Genomic DNA, 18,793 nt, shown 5'->3' with positions numbered 1-18,793 from the left:
CTCCAGGGATGATTTTTACAGGCAAATCTCAGAAAACGGACTTTTTCCCGTAATCCCGTCCCGTCTCAATAATCAAGCAGGCGATGCGCGGCTCTGTATTTTAAAAAATGCCGGACAAAATCGGTCGACCTGCAACCAATTCTGTTCGGCATTTCATATGACCTGAAATTTCCTTCCGGTCTCTTCAACGCTCATTCAATTCAATCGTCCTGCCCCTGCGCCTGATGATGCCCTCTTCTTCCAAAAGGTGCAGCTTGCGCGACAGTGTTTCCGGGGTAATCCCCAGGTAAAGCGCAAGATCCTTCAGCTTCATCGGCAGGACAATCTTTCCTGAATGATGCCGTTCCTGCAGCTTTTCAAGATAGGCGACAATCCTGTCTTCAATCGAATCCATTGCCAGAAGACTGTTCTTGAAGCCAAGCTCGCTCATCTTCTCGATTGAAAGCTTGAGCAGACGAATGGCAAGACCCGAATACGATTCAAGCAGGCGGTTGAACTCGTCATATGCGATGACGCATATTTCAGAATCGCTCTCACCTGAGATGAACAGATTTTCATTTCTGCCCCCGTAAAGCCACAGTTCACCTTCGTAGTCGCCGGAATCCAGGATTCTAACGACGTGCTCGCTTCCGTCTTCACTCAGCTGATAGACACGAAGACGTCCGCTTCTGACGATGATCATGCCGCCTGACCTGTCCGGCGAAACGACCACTTCACCGCACGCAACGCTGCGATGTTGAACGAGACGTTCAATCAATTCCTGTTCGTCATGGGCCAGTTCATTGAACAAAGGCACAATGCCCACACAAAGCTTACTTGACATCTGATCATCCCCCTGACGGCCTTAAGTGAACCTAGTCACTGATTCTTACGCTGCCCACTTCATGCCCGAGACTTTCAATGACGCTTCTTGCAGCTTCTGCTCCCTTTTCATCGTCTGAAACGAACTTCACCCTGCCGGAGTTGAATAATACCTCGACATCCCTTGCGTTCGCCCTTTCCTCAAGCACCTGCTTGATTTTTCCCATGCATGAAGGACAGCTCATTCCTTCAATCTTCATTGTAACATGTTTCATTTTAATCACCTCAACTAAATTATGCTGCATGACTCAAGATAAAAAATTGATTCAAATCAATTTTCTGCCTAAAAGTCTCATTCCGTTCAGGATCACCAGCAGAATGCTTGCCTCATGCACCAGCATGCCGGACCCCATATGAATGTATCCGAAGACAAGACCAAGCAGCAGGATAACCACCGTCAGCACTGCAATTACGATGTTCTCCTTCATGTTTGCCTCGATTCTTCCTGCAAATACCCGCGCATTATCAAGCTTCGTCAGTTCCGACGTCATGAGAACGGCATCGGCAACGTCCAGGGCAAAGTCAGTTCCGGAACCGATCGCAATTCCGACGTGGGCCAGGGCCAGTGCAGGTCCGTCGTTGATTCCGTCACCGACAAATCCGACCTTGAATCCTTCTTGCCTCAGTTCATTGATCTTCTCAACCTTCTGATCGGGCATGAGTTCTCCATATCCTTCGGAAATTCCGACGTCCTCTGCGATTCTGTCCACCGCTTCCTGATTGTCTCCAGAAAGCAGAACAATCTTTCTGATGCCGTTCCTTCTCAACCTTTCAACGGCATTCACGGCATCATCCCGAAGACAGGAGCCAATCGCAAGTCCGCCTGTCACCTTGCCGTCAACGGAAAGATAAACACGTGACTTTCCCGTGCTCTTCATGGAAAAATCAGGCTTTCCGACAAACTTCTCGTTTCCGGCCCGCACTTTTTTCCCGTCAACGACCGCCTCGATGCCCTTTCCCGGAACCGTCACCATCCCGCTGACGTCATGTCCGCCCGAATCGACGTCCTCCAGGGCCGTGACGATTGCCCCGGCAAGCGGATGACTGCTCCTTGACTCAATCGCCTTGAGCAGTGACCTGTCATCTCTTTTCCAGACCATTTCCTCGACTTGAAGGCGGCCGACAGTCAGCGTTCCGGTCTTGTCAAACGCCAGGGCATCGATTTTACTCAGGCTTTCGATTGTCGAGGCCCCCTTGATCAGGATGTTCTCCTGAGCCATCCGTCCGATTCCGGCCGCAAGCGAGACCGGAATGCCGATGACCAGCGCCCCGGGGCATCCGAGAACCAGAATGGTGATCCCAAGCTCTGCATTTTTCAGGACAATTCCAACTGCAAGTGCCAGAATGAAGACGGCCGGCGTATAGTATTTCGCAAAGCGGTCGATCATCTTCTGCACTCTCGGCTTGGAATCCTGTGCGTCTTCAACAAGCTCGATGATTCTGCCAAATACAGTGCCGCTTCCGACACGGCTGACTGAAATAACAAGCATCCCGTCTTCAAGAATGGTTCCGGCAAAGACTTCCTTTCCGCAATCCTTAAACACCGCTTCTTCCTCACCCGTCAGATTTGCCTGATTCGCCTTGCCGAATCCCTTCACGACAGTTCCGTCAGCGGGAATCCTATCGCCTGCCCTGACCAAAAGCAGGTCGTCCTGTCTGATTTCCGACAGACTGACCTCCTCTGGCTCATCGTCATCAATGTCCTTAAGCAGCAATGCCTTGTCAGGCACCATTTCCGTCAGTTTTCTGATCGCCGACTGCGTCCTGCTCAAGATCAGGTTCTGCAGAACTTCACCGAGGCAAAACAGCCAGGTGACTATCCCCGCCTCGTTGAACTCTCCGAGAATCACCGCCCCGATGACGGCCGTCGACACTAGCAGTTCAATTGAGATGATGCGGTATCTCAGCGCCTTCCATGCCCCGATAATAATCGGAACTCCACCGATGACGGCAACTGCAATCATCAGTGCATCATACCAGAATGCCTGTTGCCTGAGAATTTCAGCCAGCAGGACAAGAATCGTCATTAAAATCATTTTATTGCGCATTTCTTTTCCTCCGTTAACTTCAGTATATGAGAAATGCGGAATTTAAAACTTGATTCAAATCAATTCCTGCTTATGTTTCCTGACACATGGATGAATCAGCTGCTCTGAATCCGTATCCCGCCACCGCATTTTCAGGCAGATAAAAAAGAGGTTGGGAAAAAACTCCTTTTTCACATTTGAATTAAACGAACTGCCGGACAAAGGAGGGTGCAGGCCGGCTGATTTTGTCCGGCACTCCTTCAGTTTTGAGACATGAAAACCTTATTTTTTTAAATACAGTGCTGAGAATCGCCTGCTCAATCAGGTCTCCAAGGCAGGATTACGGGCAAAACGGAGATTTTTGAGATTTGCCCGTAAATTCTGACTCCCGATTACGGGCAAAACAGCGATTTCTGGGATTTGACCGTAAATTCTGACTCCCGATTACGGGCAAAACAGCGATTTCTGGGATTTGACCGTAAATTCTGACTCCCGATTACGGGCAAAACGGAGATTTCTGGGATTTGACCGTAAATGGCAGTCTTCGGTTAAGGTCAAAGCCACACATTTAACGTTGCATATACAAACAAAGTCCCGGATGAAATTTGCAGTTAACTGCAAATTATCCGGGACTTTTGTTAGAGACATGGTTTTTTCCCAGCCTCTCTGAAACTCATTCTTTCCTGTCTTCCTTGTCAAGCTCCAGTTCACCGACGTCTTCAAGATGACTGACGCCTTCAACAAAATGCTCGCGCGCACTTGTTTCCTCTTCTTCGTCACCCGTGATTGCTTCGTCCGGAATTTCGTCGGTATTGGCGAAAATTTCAAGATGCTGCCTGTGATTTCTGAAAATCATCGGCGCATCACCGCCGTATTCGCCGTCAACGTTGATCATCATCTTCTCGTCGACCGGCTTGGCAACAAGCTTGGAAGTCTTGACGTAGAGAATCCGCGGATCGTTGACGTGCCTGCCTCCGTTCAAGACCATCGTGATCAGCTGCAAAATTTCGATCAGGCTGCTTGTCTTGACGACGATCAGCGTGAACTTGCCGTCATCAAGCGAAGCATCGGGCACGATCTGTTCGAACCCGCCGACGGAATTCGTCAAAGCCAAGAAGAACATTGAGGCTTTGCCGTCATATGTGCCGCCGTCATATTCAAGATGCATCCTGATCGGCTTGATGCGCGGCAGAAGTTCGGCCCCCTTGACAAGGTAGGCCAGATATCCGAACAGCGACTTGACCTGCGACGGAACGCCATATGTGAGTTCAGTCAGCAAACCGCCGGCTGCGATGTTGACGAACCAGTTTTCGCCCGCCTCACCGATATCCATCTTGACGGTCTGACCCTTGGCAATCACCTTGGCGGCACCGATTGGATCTTCGCGCGGAATCTTCAATGCTCTGGCATAGTCGTTCGTCGTCCCGGCCGGAATGATACCAAGCTTCGGGCGATGCTTCAACGGTGCGATTCCGTTGACGACCTCATTGATCGTGCCGTCGCCGCCGGCTGCGACAATCAGGTTGAAACCGGCCTTGGCAGCACGCTCGGCCTCGTTTTTAGCGGAATTCGGCTCCGGAGTCGTGGCATATGCGCTCGTTTCGTAGCCGGCCCGCTCCAGAATATTCAAAATGTCGACAAGATTGTTTTTCATTGCTTCCCGGCCTGAAGTCGGGTTGTAGATGATTCGACAACGTTTTTGCATTTTATCACCTCAAAACAAAAAGCTGCAAAGTCCCGGAAGCGGTCCCTCTCACAGCTTCTTGATCATTCTTTGAAATACAGAGTCAAGACCCTGTTTGGCAATTATCTTTCAGCAAGGCTTGCCATAAGCAGCTTGTTGACGACTTTCGGATTGGCCTTGCCGCGAGTCTGCTTCATAATGGCACCGACAAGGAAGCCAACGGCACGATCTTTCCCGTTCTTGAAGTCGATGATCGATTGCTCGTTGTTATCCAAAACCTCATCAATGATCGGCTGAAGTTTTGCCGGATCGGACAACTGGGCCATGCCCTTTTCTTCGACCCAGGCTTTTGGTTCCGTGTCATTTTGAATGATTTCCTTGAAGACTTTCTTGGCAATCTTTGAAGAAATCGTTTCGTCTTCGATCAGTTTGATCATCGTTGCCAAGTGTTCAGGCGTCAAAGCCGTTTCCTGAAGCTCAACCTTGTTGGCGTTCAGGTAGGCAGAAACTTCGCCCATCAGCCAGTTGGCAGCAAGCTTGGCATCTGCGCCGGAAGCAACGGTTGCCTCATAAAAGTCAGACATTTCCTTTGTCTGCGTCAAAACGCCGGCATCATATTCAGGAATTCCCCATTCATTGACGTAACGTTCACGGCGCTTGTCAGGCATTTCCGGAATCGAGTTCTTGACTTCTTTGATCCATTCATCAGAAATATGGATCGGCGGAAGATCAGGCTCAGGGAAGTAGCGATAGTCGCTTGCGCCTTCCTTGACACGCATCAGAATCGTCGTTCCCGTCGGCACGTCGAAACGCCTCGTTTCCTGCTGAACCTGGCCACCGGACATCAAAACGCGGGCCTGGCGCTTTGCTTCGTATTCCAGACCTTTTTTGACGTGCTCAAACGAATTAAGGTTTTTCATTTCCGTCTTCGTGCCGAATTTGTCGGATCCGATCGGACGAACCGAAATGTTGACGTCGGCACGCATGGAGCCTTCTTCCATCTTAACGTCGGAAACGCCGGTAAATTGAATGATTTGGCGCAAACGCGTCAAATATGCATAAGCTTCGTCAGGAGAAGCGATATCCGGCTTTGAGACGATTTCGATCAGCGGCGTGCCCTGACGGTTCAGATCGACATATGAATATCCGTCCGGATTGTGGGTGTTCTTGCCAGCGTCTTCTTCAACGTGCATTTCTTCAATGCCGATTTTCTTTTTCGTTCCGTCTTCCAGTTCGATTTCAAGCCAGCCGTCATGCGCAATCGGCGTATCTGATTGCGTAATCTGGTATGCTTTCGGATTGTCAGGGTAGAAATAGTTCTTGCGATCAAAGTGCAGGTCTTTTCTGATTTTGCAGTTCAAAGCCAAGGCTGCACGCATCCCGTATTCCAAGGCACCCTTGTTGACCTGCGGCAAAACGCCAGGATAGCCCCAGTCGATCACGTTCGTGTTCGTGTTCGGCTCTGCACCGTATTCAACCGGTGCCGGCGAGTATGCTTTGGAGTTTGTTTTTAATTCAATGTGGACTTCAAGCCCGATCGTTGTTTCAAAGTTCATTAGTTTTGACCCCCAATCTCAGGTACGGCTTTATGGAAATCAGTTGCCTGTTCAAATGCAAAGCCTGCCTTATACAGCGTATCTTCTCTGAAACGCGGCGCAACAAGCTGCATCCCGATCGGCAAGCCATCGGAAAATCCGGCAGGCAGGGACATCCCCGGAAGTCCGGCCAGGTTGACCGGAATCGTCAAAATATCGTTCATGTACATCGTCACCGGATCATCGATCTTTTCGCCGATGCCGTATGCCGTTGTCGGTGCCGTCGGTCCCAAAATCAGGTCATGATTTTCAAAAACATTTTCATAGTCGCGGCAAATCAACGTGCGAACCTGAGCCGCCTTCTTGAAGAACGCATCGTAAGTGCCGGCAGAAAGCGAGAACGTTCCGAGCATGATGCGGCGCTTGACTTCATCGCCGAAGCCTTCTGAACGAGAACGCACGTAAACGTCTTCGAGATTCTTGACGTCTTCTGCGCGGAATCCGTAACGGATGCCGTCAAAACGCTGCAGATTGGATGAAGCTTCGGATGAAGCGATGATGTAGTAGACGGGCACGCCGTATTTTGTATGCGGAAGCGAAACTTCGTCAACCGTTGCGCCGAGTTCTTCAAACTTCTTGATTGCATCTTTGACAGCCTGTTTAACGTTTGCGTCAACGCCTTCTGCGAAATATTCTTTCGGAACGGCGATGCGCATGCCCTTGACGCCTTCATCGATTTCCTTCGTAAAGTCGGGAACTTCCTTGCTTGAACTCGTAAAATCGCGAAAATCGTGACCGCTGATGGCATTAAGCATCAAGGCATTGTCGTATACGCTGCGAGTCAAAGGTCCGATCTGATCCATGCTTGAAGCAAAAGCAATAAAGCCATAACGCGAAACGCGACCGTATGTCGGTTTGAGACCGACGATGCCGTTAAATGCAGCGGGCTGTCTGATCGAACCGCCGGTATCGGAGCCAAGCGCAGCAATGATTTCGCCGGAAGCAACGGCTGCGGCAGATCCGCCGGATGAACCGCCGGGAACCTTCGTTTGATCCCAGGCGTTCTTCGTTTTCTTAAAGGCGCTCGTTTCGGTCGAACTGCCCATCGCAAATTCGTCCATGTTGAGCTTTCCGACCGTAATCATGCCCCTTTCGTCAAGCTTGTCCATGACCGTCGCATTGTAGATCGGATTGAAGTTTTCGAGCATTTTGCTGGCTGCCGTCGTCTTCAGGCCTTTCGTTACGATGTTGTCTTTGATTCCGACAGGAATTCCGTCAAGCACGTTTCCCTCATCGATTCCTTTTGCATCGACTGCGCGTGCTTTTTCCATTGCGCGTTCTTCGTCCAAAGTGATGAACGCATCAATTTCTTCCTCGCGCTTTTTGATCGTTTCAAAAGTTTCCTTTGCCAATTCCTCAGCACTGAAATCTTTGTTGACAAGACCTTCGTGAAGGCTCTTGAGGTCATTTTCGAAATAGTTCATTTTCAGCCTTCCTCGCTTTCATCGATAATTGCCGGAACCTTGATCAGGCCGTCTTTTTCTTCCGGAACGTTCTTCATCAAAAGGGTGCGATCCGTTCCCTTGACGGCAACGTCTTCACGCATGACGTTGACTTCTTCGGTTACGGTCGACGTCACGGGAACGTCTGTCGTGTCGACTTCTCCCAACTGTTCGACCATGTTGATGATTTCATCCATCTGACCGGTAAACTTTTGGAGTTCTTCATCGGTAAATTCAAGCTTTGCCAAGGAGGCAACGTGCTTTACCTCATTTGCGGTGATTGCCATTTGATATCCTTCTTTCGAGTAATGTCTTTTCTTATTTTAATCGATTATTCCGAATTATTAAACCCACTTGCCGCATTTTACGGAATTAATAACTGCTGAAGACATGCGTATAGTACGAGGTTTGGCCAGAATCTCTTGACAAAAAGGCCTGAACCGTCCCGTCCGATCCCTTGATCGTGATGTCAATCGGAACGCCTGACGGCAGATACGTCCTTGCCATTTGCGAAACGAACTGGGCAAAGCTCGTAATTTCCGTCATGCTGTAGAACTGAGTCGTAATGTTGACGTGCATCCCTTGAAGTTCCTTGCCCTTGTACTGAGCCTGTGCCGTAACGCCGGCCAGGTTCGGGAAGAAGCTTTGCGTCTTGTTCATGAAAGCACTAAACGACGTTGCGTCATTTTCATTCGGAACGCTTGAAGAATCGGTTGCCGGAAGAACCACGCTCTTGATATCCGTATCGGTCCATGAGCTGATGGAAGTTCCGCTCTTGCTCAGTGCATACGCATAGAATGAACCGCCGACCAGACTGTCGTTTGGAGCCTGCTTGAACATGCAGATCAAAATCGGCGTGTCGTTTCCGATTTCTGACTTTTGACGCAGACGCGCAAGAATCGTTGTCGCTGCCTTTTGACCTTCTTCTTTCATTTTTTCAGTCGAGATATCGGTCGTATAGGTTGCGCCGTACTCTTCTTTTTGGTAATAATCTTTTTGATTCATCCCGATTCCGATCGTCACGCCGGCAAGTGAAAGCTTGCCGTCTTTTTCCTGCATATAATCTTGTTCTTCAATCTGCTGAACATAGATGGGATTTCTCTTGTCGGCTTCTTTTTTACCGTTGTCTTCAGGATTGAGCCCGTCAGGATTGTCTTTTGACTTGCGATCAAGCCAGTTTTCGACAGTATCTTTTGACAGAACCTGGCCTTCTCTGAAGACATAGCTTTTAGTCGGGAACTGTTCTTTTGAAAGGTTCATCATCCCTGCTTCAAAACTTTTCAAGTTGAGCATGTTATCTGAATTTTGATAAACGCCGACTCCGCGGGCCTTGTTCGTAAGATACCGGCCATCTTTGATAATGCCCTGATAATAGTCCGTATCGGTCTGGCCCGTCGTCTGATATCCCTTTTTCTTTGAGGTAACGACCTGCGAAGCCCCGCCGCCAGAGATAGCCTTGCCGAGGTTGCCGCATGCGCCGAGCATTGCCGTGCTGGCAAAAAGACTGGTCAAAACCAGCAGTTTTTTCTTCATCATTTTTCCTCCATCTTTTGCAGGAACTCTTCTTCATTCATGATTTTTGTTCCAAGTTCTTTTGCCTTGACCAGTTTGGAACCGGCATCATGTCCGCAAATCAGCAGATTCGTTTTCTTCGTGACACTGCCGGTGACCTTTGCGCCGTGCTCTTCAAGCCATTTCTTGGCATCGCTTCTCTTGAGACGGTCAAGCGTGCCGGTCAAAACAACGGTCAGACCGTTAAATGCACTACCGGAGGCATCTTCTTCCAATTCGGCCGCAGTCTTTCCGAGATAGCTCATGTTGACGCCGACGCTCTTCAATTCTTCAAGCAGCTCGTTTGCTCCTTCTGAATTGAAGTAGGTCGACAGGCTGTCGGCAATCGTTTCGCCCATGGTTTCGATTGCAACGATCTCTTCTTTTGACGCCCTGGCCAAGGCATCCATCGTCATGAAACGCTCCGCCAAAAGCTTGGCCGCCTTTGCACCGACATGACGAATGCCAAGGCCGAACAACAGGCGTTCAAGCGAGTTTTTGCGACTTGCGTCAATTGCATTAAGCAAATTGCTGGCAGATTTTTCCTTGAACTTGTCAAGCAAAAGCAAGTCGTCAAACGTCAGCTTGTAAAGATCGGAAACGTCATTGATCATCCCGCGCTCAAACAGCTGTTCAATGATCTTTGGGCCGAGGCCGTCGATATTCATCGCATTTCTCGAAGCAAAGTGCGTCAGACTTTCCTTCATCAATGCCTTGCACTTCGGATTGATGCAGCGAAGCGCTGCTTCATCATCCAGATGCACGAGTTTTGCGCCGCATTCCGGACAATTCGTCGGAATTTCATATGGTTTTGAATCTTTTGGGCGTTTTTCCAAAACGACTTCTGAAATTTCCGGAATGATGTCTCCTGCCTTATGCAATTTGACGGTGTCAAGCAAGCGAATCCCCTTTTCGTTGAGATAATCCGGGTTGTGCAAAGAGGCTCTTGAAACGGTCGTTCCTGCCAGCAAAACCGGATCCATGACGGCCGTCGGCGTCACGACGCCCGTTCTGCCAACCGTCCATTCAATGTCTCTGACGATCGTTTCCTGTTCGTCCGGCGGAAATTTGTAGGCAATCGCCCATCTTGGAACCTTGACCGTGTTTCCCACAAGCTCATGCACGGTAAACGGCTCTGCTTTGAGCACGATGCCATCGATGTCATATTCAAGTCCTGCACGCTTTGCCTGATACTCGTCAAGATATGCATCGATTTCATCCATCGTTGAACAAACGCGCGACTCGCCGTTGACCCTGAACCCCCAGGATGCCATCTTCTTTAAGGCTTCGCTTTGCGTTTTGACGCCGAATTTTTCCGGTTCCATCAGATAGTAGATGAAGATGCTCAGATTTCGTTCAGCCGTAATTTTTGAATCAAGCTGTCTCAAAGATCCGGCCGCTGCATTTCTCGGATTGGCAAACACCGGCTGTCCTTCTGCTTCGCGCTTTTTGTTCAGATCAACGAACGATTTTTTCGGCATGTAGCATTCACCGCGAACTTCAACCGAAATTTTTTCATTGAGCTTGAGCGGAACGGCGTTGATCGTTTTGAGATTTTCAGTGATGTCTTCTCCGATCGTCCCGTTTCCGCGCGTCGAGCCCTTAACGAAGATGCCGTCTTCATACGTCAGCGAAATTGCCAGGCCGTCGATTTTGAGTTCGCAGTTGTAGCCAAAATCAGCCCCTGCATTTTCATTCAGACGTTTAACGAAGTCCGCCAGTTCTTCTTTTGAAAACACGTCGCCCAATGAAAGCATCGGGATTTCGTGCTCGACTTTCGTGAAATTCGTCAAGATCCTGCCACCGACGCGCTGCGAAGGCGAATCCTTGGTCACAAGCTCCGGAAACTTTGCTTCCAGTTCCAACAGACGCTTGTAATTTTCGTCATAGACGTGATCTTCAACCGTCGGCGCATCCAAAACATAATACTCTCTGCTCCATTTGGTCAGCTTTTCACGAAGACTTTCAAGTTCTTTTTTTGCTTCTTCTTTATCCATGGTTTTTTCCTCTAAACTTTCCTGATCGGTGCAAAAGCAGCTAACAGACGCTTGATGCCATTGCCGGAAAAGGCGACGTCAAGCTCTGCATTTTCTCCGGAACCATTGACTTTGACGACCGTTCCGAGTCCGAATGCCTTGTGCTCGACCTTGTCGCCGATTTTCCAGCCGACGTTTTCGGCACCGGTCTGTGCCGGTCGTTCGATTGTCCCCGGTCTCTTCCTTGGCTTTTCGACTTTTTCAGTCGCAACGGGACCACTTGAAAACGGATAGCTTGAGTTCTTGACGGTTTCGTTGGCCGATTCCAGCAGCGCATCCGAGATTTCGCCGATAAAGCGCGAGGCGGTATTTTGCTGCGTTCTGCCGTAAAGCATCCGCGACAGCGCATTTGTCAGATACAGTTTTTCTTCGGCACGCGTAATCCCGACGTAAGCAAGGCGTCGTTCTTCTTCTAGATCTGATTCATTCATGGCTGCTCTTCCGAGCGGGAAGATGCCTTCTTCCATTCCAATCAGAAAAACGACCGGAAATTCCAGACCTTTAGCCGCATGAAGCGTCATCAGCGTGACGACGTCATCATTCTGGTCAACGCCGTCCTGATCGGAAACAAGCGCCAAATCGGCCAGAAAGTCCGTAAACGGATCGCTTTCTTCGTCTTCCGGATCCCAGTTTTCGTCAAATTCTTTCGTCACTGACAAAAATTCTTCCAAGTTTTCCAAACGACCTTTTGCTTCAAGCGTATTGGCATCGTTCAATGCTTTTTGATAGCCTGTGATCGACAGAATCTGTTCCGTCATTTCAGTAATCGTGGCTTTCTTTTGAACCTGATGGAATAATTTCAGCATATCGCAAAATTCCGTGATCTTCTTCGCGGTCCGCACGGGAATCCCCGTCAGATCAACACTCTTGCCCGCTTCGTACAATGAAATGCCATGCATGTCGGCAAAATTTTGCAGCTTCGTGATCGAAGTTGCGCCGATTCCGCGCTTCGGCTCATTGACGACGCGCGCAAACGACATCGAATCGTCCGGATTGGCAACCAGACGCAGGTAGGCCAAAATATCCATGATTTCCTTGCGATCGTAGAAACGATGGGCACCGACCAGCTTGTAGGGGATGTTTGCCTTGACAAATGTTTCTTCAAGCGTACGCGACTGCGCATTCGTGCGGTACAAAATCGCAAAGTCATTATAGCTGCGATGTTTTTCCCTGATCTCTTTTTGAATGCTCTTGATGACGAAATAGCCTTCGGCAGCCGCATTGTCGGCCCGATAGTAGGTAATTTTGTCACCGGATTCGTTTTCGGTCCAAAGCGTCTTGTCCTTGCGATTGAGATTATGCTCGATCACTTCGTTTGCAGCCTGCAGAATCGTTTTCGTCGAGCGGTAGTTTTGTTCAAGTTTGATGACGGTGGCATCCTTGTAGTCTTTTTCAAAGTTCAAGATGTTTTCCATGTTGGCACCGCGCCATCCGTAGATGCTCTGATCGGCATCACCGACGACGCAAAGGTTGCGAAACCCCTGCGCCAACATGTTGACCAGACGATATTGCGCTTCGTTCGTATCCTGATATTCGTCGACATGAATGTAACGGAATTTGCGCTGATAGAATTCGAGCGTTTCAGGCGAACTTTCAAACAGCTGGATCGTCTTCATGATCAGATCATCAAAGTCCATCGTCTGATTTTTCTTCAATTCGTCCTGATATATCTGATAAGCACGTGCGGCGGCAACTTCCATGGGATTCGCCTCTGCATTTGCCTGCAAAAGCGCTTCTTCTGGTTCGATCAGTTCATTCTTCCAGGAAGAAATTGAGGCGAGAAAGCTGCGCGGATCGTATTGTTTCGTGTCAAGATTCAGCGTATCGGCAACGATGTGTTTCATTAAAGTTTTTTGCTCGCTCGGACTGCCGATCGTAAATGCCTTTGAAAATCCGACTTTCTCGGCATCGCGACGCAAAATTCTCACGCACAAAGCATGAAACGTCGAAACCCCAACGGCTTCTGAACCGTATTCGACCAGCCTGTCGATACGTTCACGCATTTCGCGTGCAGCCTTGTTCGTAAACGTGATCGCCAAAATATTCCACGGATTGACATTTTGATGCTCGATAAGGTAGGCTACGCGGTGCGTCAAAACGCGCGTCTTGCCGCTTCCGGCACCGGCCATGATCAAAAGCGGTCCTTCCGTACAAACAACGGCTTCTCTTTGCTTATCATTCATTCCGTTCAATAAGTCATTTTGCGTCAAGTTGTTCAATCCCCTCTGAAAGTAATCAATCATTTCCTATTATACCAAAAAAGGCTCATTAGTTCTTTTAAAATTGCTTTAAAAGAACTTGTTTTCCCCGTTTCTTCGCGTTTTTTCGATGCTGATTCTGAGCATGAAAAATGCAGCGCCCACAGCAGCAATCAGCACCTTGCAGACGGCCGGTTTCTGCGTCAGTTTTCTGACAAATTACGGAGATGAATGCTTTGTCAGAAAACCAGAATGAGAAAGCGGCGAGATTACGGGAATATTTCAAAAATCGAGGATTTGCCCGTAATCAGAAGACTGGGTTTTACGGACATATTTCAAAAATCGGAGTCAAGTCCTAATTTGTGTGTAAAATATTTTTTCCCAGGCACAAGTTGTGCAGGGGATGCGAATGCATCCATGTATGTCCACTATCACTCTTGAAGGAGCTGTCAAGGGTGCGCCATCTGCGCACCTCGAAGAGGTTCCCTTGACAGCTTCGGAAAGAGTGATACACCTTACGCAGCTCTTAGTTTTTGTTGTTCCTCTGCCAATTCTTTTAGTTCAGCAACCGTCTTAGACTTGATCATTTTTGCGTAGGTTGCCGGACTGAATATGGCTTTCTTGGAGCTAACGACATCGTTTCTTTCCAACAGAACGGAACCCATCAGCCGCATCAGCGAGTTCTCGTTTGGGAAGATTCCGATGACGGAAGAACGTCGCTTCAGCTCTTTGTTCAGTCGTTCTATATGGTTTGATGTTCTGAAATATCTCCGCAAATTCTTAGGAAGCGCCATGACGGTCATGGCACTTTCAAAGCCTTCATCGAGGCATGACATGGCAGATTCAGCAACATCTCTGTAATCAGCGATGATTTCATCACGTTTTTTACGTGCATCTTCTATAGTTTCGCAGTTCCACATTTCCTGAAGTTCGGCTCTGATGCCTGCCTGATATTTTTTTGGTGATTTTCCCGAAATGTTCCTGGCAAAATGAAACTGGCACCTTTGCCATGGAACCTCAGGAAATACCTTACTGACGGCATCCTGAATACCTTCATGAGCATCAGAAGTGATCATCAAAAGTCCTTGGAGACCACGTTTTTTCAGTTTTTGGAGAAAGGAATTCCAAGTTTCTTTGGATTCGTTGTCATATACTTCAAATCCGAGTATTTCACGGTGTCCTTCCTGATTTGTACCGTAAGCGATCATAAACGCTTTGGAAACAATTCTGTGTTTTTCCCTGACCTTGAAGTAGGTTGCATCCACTATTAGAAACGGGTAGTCTCCGGTCAAGGGTCTGTCCTTGAACTCATTGACCTTTTCAATCAGATCCTTGAATACTTCTGAAACCGATGATTTGGAAAATGTTGTTCCGCATAGAGTTTCCATGATATTCGACACTTTCCGTGTCGCTACACCGCTGACAACCATCTCCGCCATACTGGCAATCAAGGCAGCTTCGCTTCTGGAATAGTTATCGAAGACAAGAGTCTTAAAAGGAATATTGCGGTGTCTCGGCACGGTTAAGGTGATCTTGCCTATCCGGGTCTTGAGCTCGCGTTCTCGAGTGCCGTTGCGGCTGTCCGTGCGTTCTTCTGACCGTTCATAAGGCTCAGCCTTGAGCTGAGCAGTGGATTCCGCCATCAGAATACTATTGAGACTTTTACGAAGCAGCTCACGAAACGCCTGATCGTGATCCTTTGAAAGAAGTTGTAGAATTTCCTCTTGATTTAAGGTAATATTTAATTGGGCCATTTGTTCATCCTCCTAGTATTATTGTTGTTTGTTGATTTAATTATACCTGGGAGCTGAGCACTTGGCTCTCTTTTTTTTATCAATTTACACCATTATACGGGCATACAAAATCGGGGATTTGCCCGTAATCGGGAGCCGGGGTTTACGGGCATATTTCAAAAATCGAGGATGTTTCCGTAATCGGAAACGAGCACTGAATTTTTAGCGCACAAAAAAACAGCCGTCAAATCACGGCTGCCTTCATATCAACATGTTTACTCTTCTTCTGTTTTTGCTTCATCCCAGATTCCGGTTGCTTCGATTTGTGCGGCCGCTTTTTCAGGCGTCTCGGCAGAAACGAGGATGTAGCCTTCTCTTTCGACCGGACGCAGCGTTTCGGGAATTCTGAATAACCGGTATGACCAATTGGATTTCAACGACCATTGAAGCCGCACCTTCTCGAGATCGGCCGTTGATACGATGACCATTGCGCCACTGGTACGCGGCACTGCATTTTCCAAAGGCATCCTGGCCAAAGCCCGCAAGTGCTGTTCAAACATTGACACGCTTGATGCCTGCTCAAGCACGTAACCCGGAACGCTAAGCGCCGGAACCAGGCGTTTGACGTAAAGCGTGCCTTCAGCCGTCAAAAAGAATGCCACCTGCATGACGCCGACATAGCTCAATCCCCTGACGATTTCTTTGGCAATGCGCTTTGCTTCTTGTTCGATCTGTTCAGGCACTTTGGCCGGTGCAAGCGTTTCATGCAGGACTCTGTCACGATAGACGTTCTCGACCAGCGGGAAGAAGTTCACTTCACCGTCGGCATCCCTGGTCAAAACAACCGAAAGCTCTTTGGCACATTCGACCCATGATTCAAGAATGTAAGTCCCCAAATCGATGATGTCTGCGCATCTTGCAATATCGGTCTGCTTGGTAATCATCCGCTGCCGTCTTTTGCCAAAACCTTTTTGAATCGGCTTCAAGACGCAAGGATACCCGATTGAGCCGATTTCCTGATAAATATCGTCCAAGCTGACAATCGTCGCATAAGGCGCAATGTTAACGTTCAACTGCTCAAAAAATGCTCGCTCAAGCAGTCTGTCCTGAGTAATCTCAAGCGTTTCGTGTCCTTGCGGTACTTTCGTGAAACGTTCGAGAAACTCGACCGTTTCTGAAGCAATGTTTTCTGATTCATATGTGACGACATTGCATCTTTGCGCAAAATCCTGTAATTTTTCCTTGTCATTCATGCGACCAACGATTTTGACGTCTGCCTCTGACAATGTTGGCACGCTTTGGCCGGTGCAATATGCTGCCACTTTAAAGCCCATCTTCTTGGCGGCTTGAGCCAACATAATCCCGTTTTGGCTATCCCCGATAATTCCGATCGTATCACCTGGGAACAACATCGCATTTTCCATTCTGCCACAACCTTCTAGTTTCATATTTATAAGACAATTTTACCACAACCAGTCGTATCAAAACATTTATCAGAGCATTCAAAAAGGACTTTTACCATTTTTTAAGCAAAAGTCCTCTTCTTACCAATCAATTATTCTTTATCCAAGCCCTTCTTGCCGTTAAAGATGAGGTTGAGCAAGACAGAGCACAAACTTGCAACGACGATTCCGTTCCCTAAGAAAAGCTGCAGCGTCTTCGGCAAGGCTTGGAAAATTCCCGGATAAACCGAAACGCCAAGACCGAGCCCGATTGAAACCGCCACGATCAAAATATTGTGCTCATCTTTAAAGTCAACGTCAAACAGCATTCTGATCCCTTGAACGCTGATCATCGCAAACATCACCAACATCGCCCCACCCAAAACAGGCGTCGGAATAATCGTCGCAAGCGCACCGACTTTTGGCAAAAGGCCCATGAGCATCAATAACACTGCAGACCAGTAAATCGGGCGTTTGGTTTTGATGCCGGAAAGTTCAAGCAGTCCGACGTTTTGCGAAAAAGTCGTATAAGGGAAGGTGTTGAACACCCCGCCTAAAATAACCGCGAGTCCTTCAGCACGATATCCGTGTTTGAGATCGTCTGCCGTGATGTCTTTGTCAAGCAGATTGCCCAACGCAAAGAAAACCCCCGTCGATTCGACCATCGAAACAAGCGAAATGATAATCATCGTTACCGAAGACGACCACTCAAACTGAGGAACGCCGAAATAAAACGGCTGCGGCAAGTGGAACCAGGCTGCTTCGCTGACAGGAGAAAGCGAAACCATCCCCATTAAAAATGCGACGAGCGACCCGACGATCAGCCCAATCAAAACGGCAATCGAGCGAACAAAGCCTTTTCCTAAAACCTGAACTCCCAAAATAATCGCAATCGTCAAAAATGCACAAAAAAGATTTTTCGGAGCACCAAACGCTTTAGCCGTCGCATCACCGCCGCCCATGTTTTGTACGGCAATCGGAATCAGCGTCAAACCGATGACCGTAATCAGCGTTCCGGTAACGACTGGCGGGAACAAGCGCTTGATTTTTGAAAATTGCCCTGCAACCAAAAAGACAAAAAACCCGGCGACGATGATTGCGCCGTACATCGTGCCAATCGTAAACTGCTTGCCGATCATCTTAAGCGGTTCGACTGCTTGAATCGCGCATCCCAAAACAACCGGAAGCCCTATCCCAAAATAACGGTTGCGTGCGAGCTGTAAAAAAGTCGCCAAACCGCACATGAAAATATCGATTGAAACAAGGTACGTCATTTGTTCGGCATTAAACTTCAGAGCCGTGCCGATCAACAAAGGAACGGCAACAGCGCCAGAATACATGGCGAGCAAATGCTGCAATCCTAAAACGGCGGCTCTTCCCTGACTGACTTCTTTTTCCATAACTATTCTTCCCCCACAAAATGCACGGTGTCATTTTCAAATGAAGAAATGCGTGCCAGAGACTCCAGACGAATTCCTTGACCTTTGATCCAACCGGCACCTTCCTGGAACGATTTTTCAACGACGATTCCCACGCCTTCAACCTTGACGTCAGCCTGCTTGCAGATTTCAAGCATTCCTTTGACTGCTTGGCCGTTAGCCAGGAAATCGTCAATAATCAAAACGTGATCATTTTTTGACAAAAACTTGCTGTCAACAGAAATCGTATTTGTCACTTTTTTCGTATATGAGTAAACCTCTGCAGTGTAAGTCCTGTCATCAAGCGTTGACGGTTTTTTCTTTCTGGCAAACAAAACCGGCACGTTCATGACGAGTCCGGCCATAATTGCAGGTGCTATCCCGGAAGCTTCGACCGTCAAAATTTTGGTGACGGGACGTTCTTTAAATAACCGCGCAAATTCCTGACCAATCTCATACATCAATTGCGGATCAATCTGGTGATTCAAAAACTGGTTAACCTTTAAAACGTTTCCCGGCAAAACGACGCCATCTTGACGAATGCGATCCTCAAGCAATTTCAAAATAATTCCTCCTCGTGCATCGTACGAAATAAAATTGCAAACAAAAAGGCTTTCCTTACCCTCAACAGTAAAAAAAGCCAATAAACCTAGCTATTCTTACTCATAGTCCAAGATTTACGGCCTTGGGTAGAAACTTGCCGACCATATTACGGCATTTATACAAGTAACACTAGCATAGGATAACATATTCCAAATTATTCTTCAATGATAAACGGCTAAGAAAAAGCCTTGCCATGACCGGAC

The 18,793-nt window shown here is 48.2% G+C and carries 14 protein-coding genes and 1 riboswitch; all 14 genes read right to left on the bottom strand.

Going from position 1 to position 18,793, the window contains the following annotated elements:
* Positions 1 to 184: 184 nt before the first annotated feature.
* On the bottom strand, positions 185 to 823 hold the full coding sequence (locus LRC_RS02750) for a Crp/Fnr family transcriptional regulator (protein WP_014073054.1): 639 nt from the start codon (positions 821 to 823) through the stop codon (positions 185 to 187).
* Between the two features lie 31 nt (positions 824 to 854).
* On the bottom strand, positions 855 to 1,076 hold the full coding sequence (locus LRC_RS02745) for a heavy-metal-associated domain-containing protein (protein ID WP_014073053.1): 222 nt from the start codon (positions 1,074 to 1,076) through the stop codon (positions 855 to 857).
* Positions 1,077 to 1,127: 51 nt separating this feature from the next.
* Positions 1,128 to 2,909: a heavy metal translocating P-type ATPase gene (locus LRC_RS02740; RefSeq protein WP_014073052.1), complete on the bottom strand. Its 1,782-nt coding sequence runs from the start codon at positions 2,907 to 2,909 to the stop codon at positions 1,128 to 1,130.
* Positions 2,910 to 3,561: 652 nt separating this feature from the next.
* Positions 3,562 to 4,593 (bottom strand): diacylglycerol kinase, encoded by a 1,032-nt coding sequence (locus tag LRC_RS02735; RefSeq protein ID WP_014073051.1) that lies wholly within the window; start codon positions 4,591 to 4,593, stop codon positions 3,562 to 3,564.
* A gap of 101 nt (positions 4,594 to 4,694) precedes the next feature.
* A complete protein-coding gene (gene gatB, locus LRC_RS02730; RefSeq protein ID WP_014073050.1) occupies positions 4,695 to 6,128 on the bottom strand; it encodes an Asp-tRNA(Asn)/Glu-tRNA(Gln) amidotransferase subunit GatB in 1,434 nt (477 codons plus the stop codon).
* Entirely contained in the window at positions 6,128 to 7,591 is a 1,464-nt protein-coding gene (gatA, locus tag LRC_RS02725) for an Asp-tRNA(Asn)/Glu-tRNA(Gln) amidotransferase subunit GatA (RefSeq protein ID WP_014073049.1), read from the bottom strand. Before gatA ends, gatB begins: the two co-directional genes overlap by 1 nt.
* 2 nt (positions 7,592 to 7,593) lie before the next feature.
* Positions 7,594 to 7,896 (bottom strand): Asp-tRNA(Asn)/Glu-tRNA(Gln) amidotransferase subunit GatC, encoded by a 303-nt coding sequence (gatC, locus tag LRC_RS02720; protein ID WP_003692795.1) that lies wholly within the window; start codon positions 7,894 to 7,896, stop codon positions 7,594 to 7,596.
* Between the two features lie 85 nt (positions 7,897 to 7,981).
* Positions 7,982 to 9,142, bottom strand: a complete 1,161-nt coding sequence (locus LRC_RS02715) for a CamS family sex pheromone protein (RefSeq protein ID WP_041819864.1) — start codon at positions 9,140 to 9,142, stop codon at positions 7,982 to 7,984.
* A complete protein-coding gene (gene ligA, locus LRC_RS02710; protein ID WP_014073047.1) occupies positions 9,142 to 11,157 on the bottom strand; it encodes an NAD-dependent DNA ligase LigA in 2,016 nt (671 codons plus the stop codon). Before ligA ends, LRC_RS02715 begins: the two co-directional genes overlap by 1 nt.
* An 11-nt stretch (positions 11,158 to 11,168) precedes the next feature.
* Entirely contained in the window at positions 11,169 to 13,406 is a 2,238-nt protein-coding gene (pcrA, locus tag LRC_RS02705) for a DNA helicase PcrA (RefSeq protein ID WP_476737622.1), read from the bottom strand.
* A 503-nt stretch (positions 13,407 to 13,909) separates the two neighbouring features.
* On the bottom strand, positions 13,910 to 15,148 hold the full coding sequence (locus tag LRC_RS02700) for an IS256 family transposase (protein ID WP_014073045.1): 1,239 nt from the start codon (positions 15,146 to 15,148) through the stop codon (positions 13,910 to 13,912).
* A 254-nt stretch (positions 15,149 to 15,402) separates the two neighbouring features.
* Positions 15,403 to 16,551, bottom strand: coding sequence for a 5-(carboxyamino)imidazole ribonucleotide synthase (locus LRC_RS02695; protein ID WP_014073044.1), 1,149 nt, complete (start codon positions 16,549 to 16,551; stop codon positions 15,403 to 15,405).
* Between the two features lie 131 nt (positions 16,552 to 16,682).
* Positions 16,683 to 17,969 carry a nucleobase:cation symporter-2 family protein gene (locus LRC_RS02690; protein WP_014073043.1) on the bottom strand — a complete coding sequence of 429 codons (1,287 nt, stop codon included), beginning with the start codon at positions 17,967 to 17,969 and terminating at the stop codon, positions 16,683 to 16,685.
* A 2-nt stretch (positions 17,970 to 17,971) separates the two neighbouring features.
* Positions 17,972 to 18,550, bottom strand: a complete 579-nt coding sequence (locus LRC_RS02685) for a xanthine phosphoribosyltransferase (RefSeq protein ID WP_014073042.1) — start codon at positions 18,548 to 18,550, stop codon at positions 17,972 to 17,974.
* Positions 18,551 to 18,633: 83 nt separating this feature from the next.
* Positions 18,634 to 18,733: riboswitch (purine riboswitch) on the bottom strand.
* Between the last annotated feature and the right edge of the window lie 60 nt (positions 18,734 to 18,793).

Origin of the sequence: Ligilactobacillus ruminis ATCC 27782, assembly GCF_000224985.1 — a bacterium.
In the GTDB taxonomy this organism is placed as follows: domain Bacteria; phylum Bacillota; class Bacilli; order Lactobacillales; family Lactobacillaceae; genus Ligilactobacillus; species Ligilactobacillus ruminis.
Note: the sequence above shows the minus strand (reverse complement) of the source record. Positions and strands in the feature narration are given on the sequence as shown.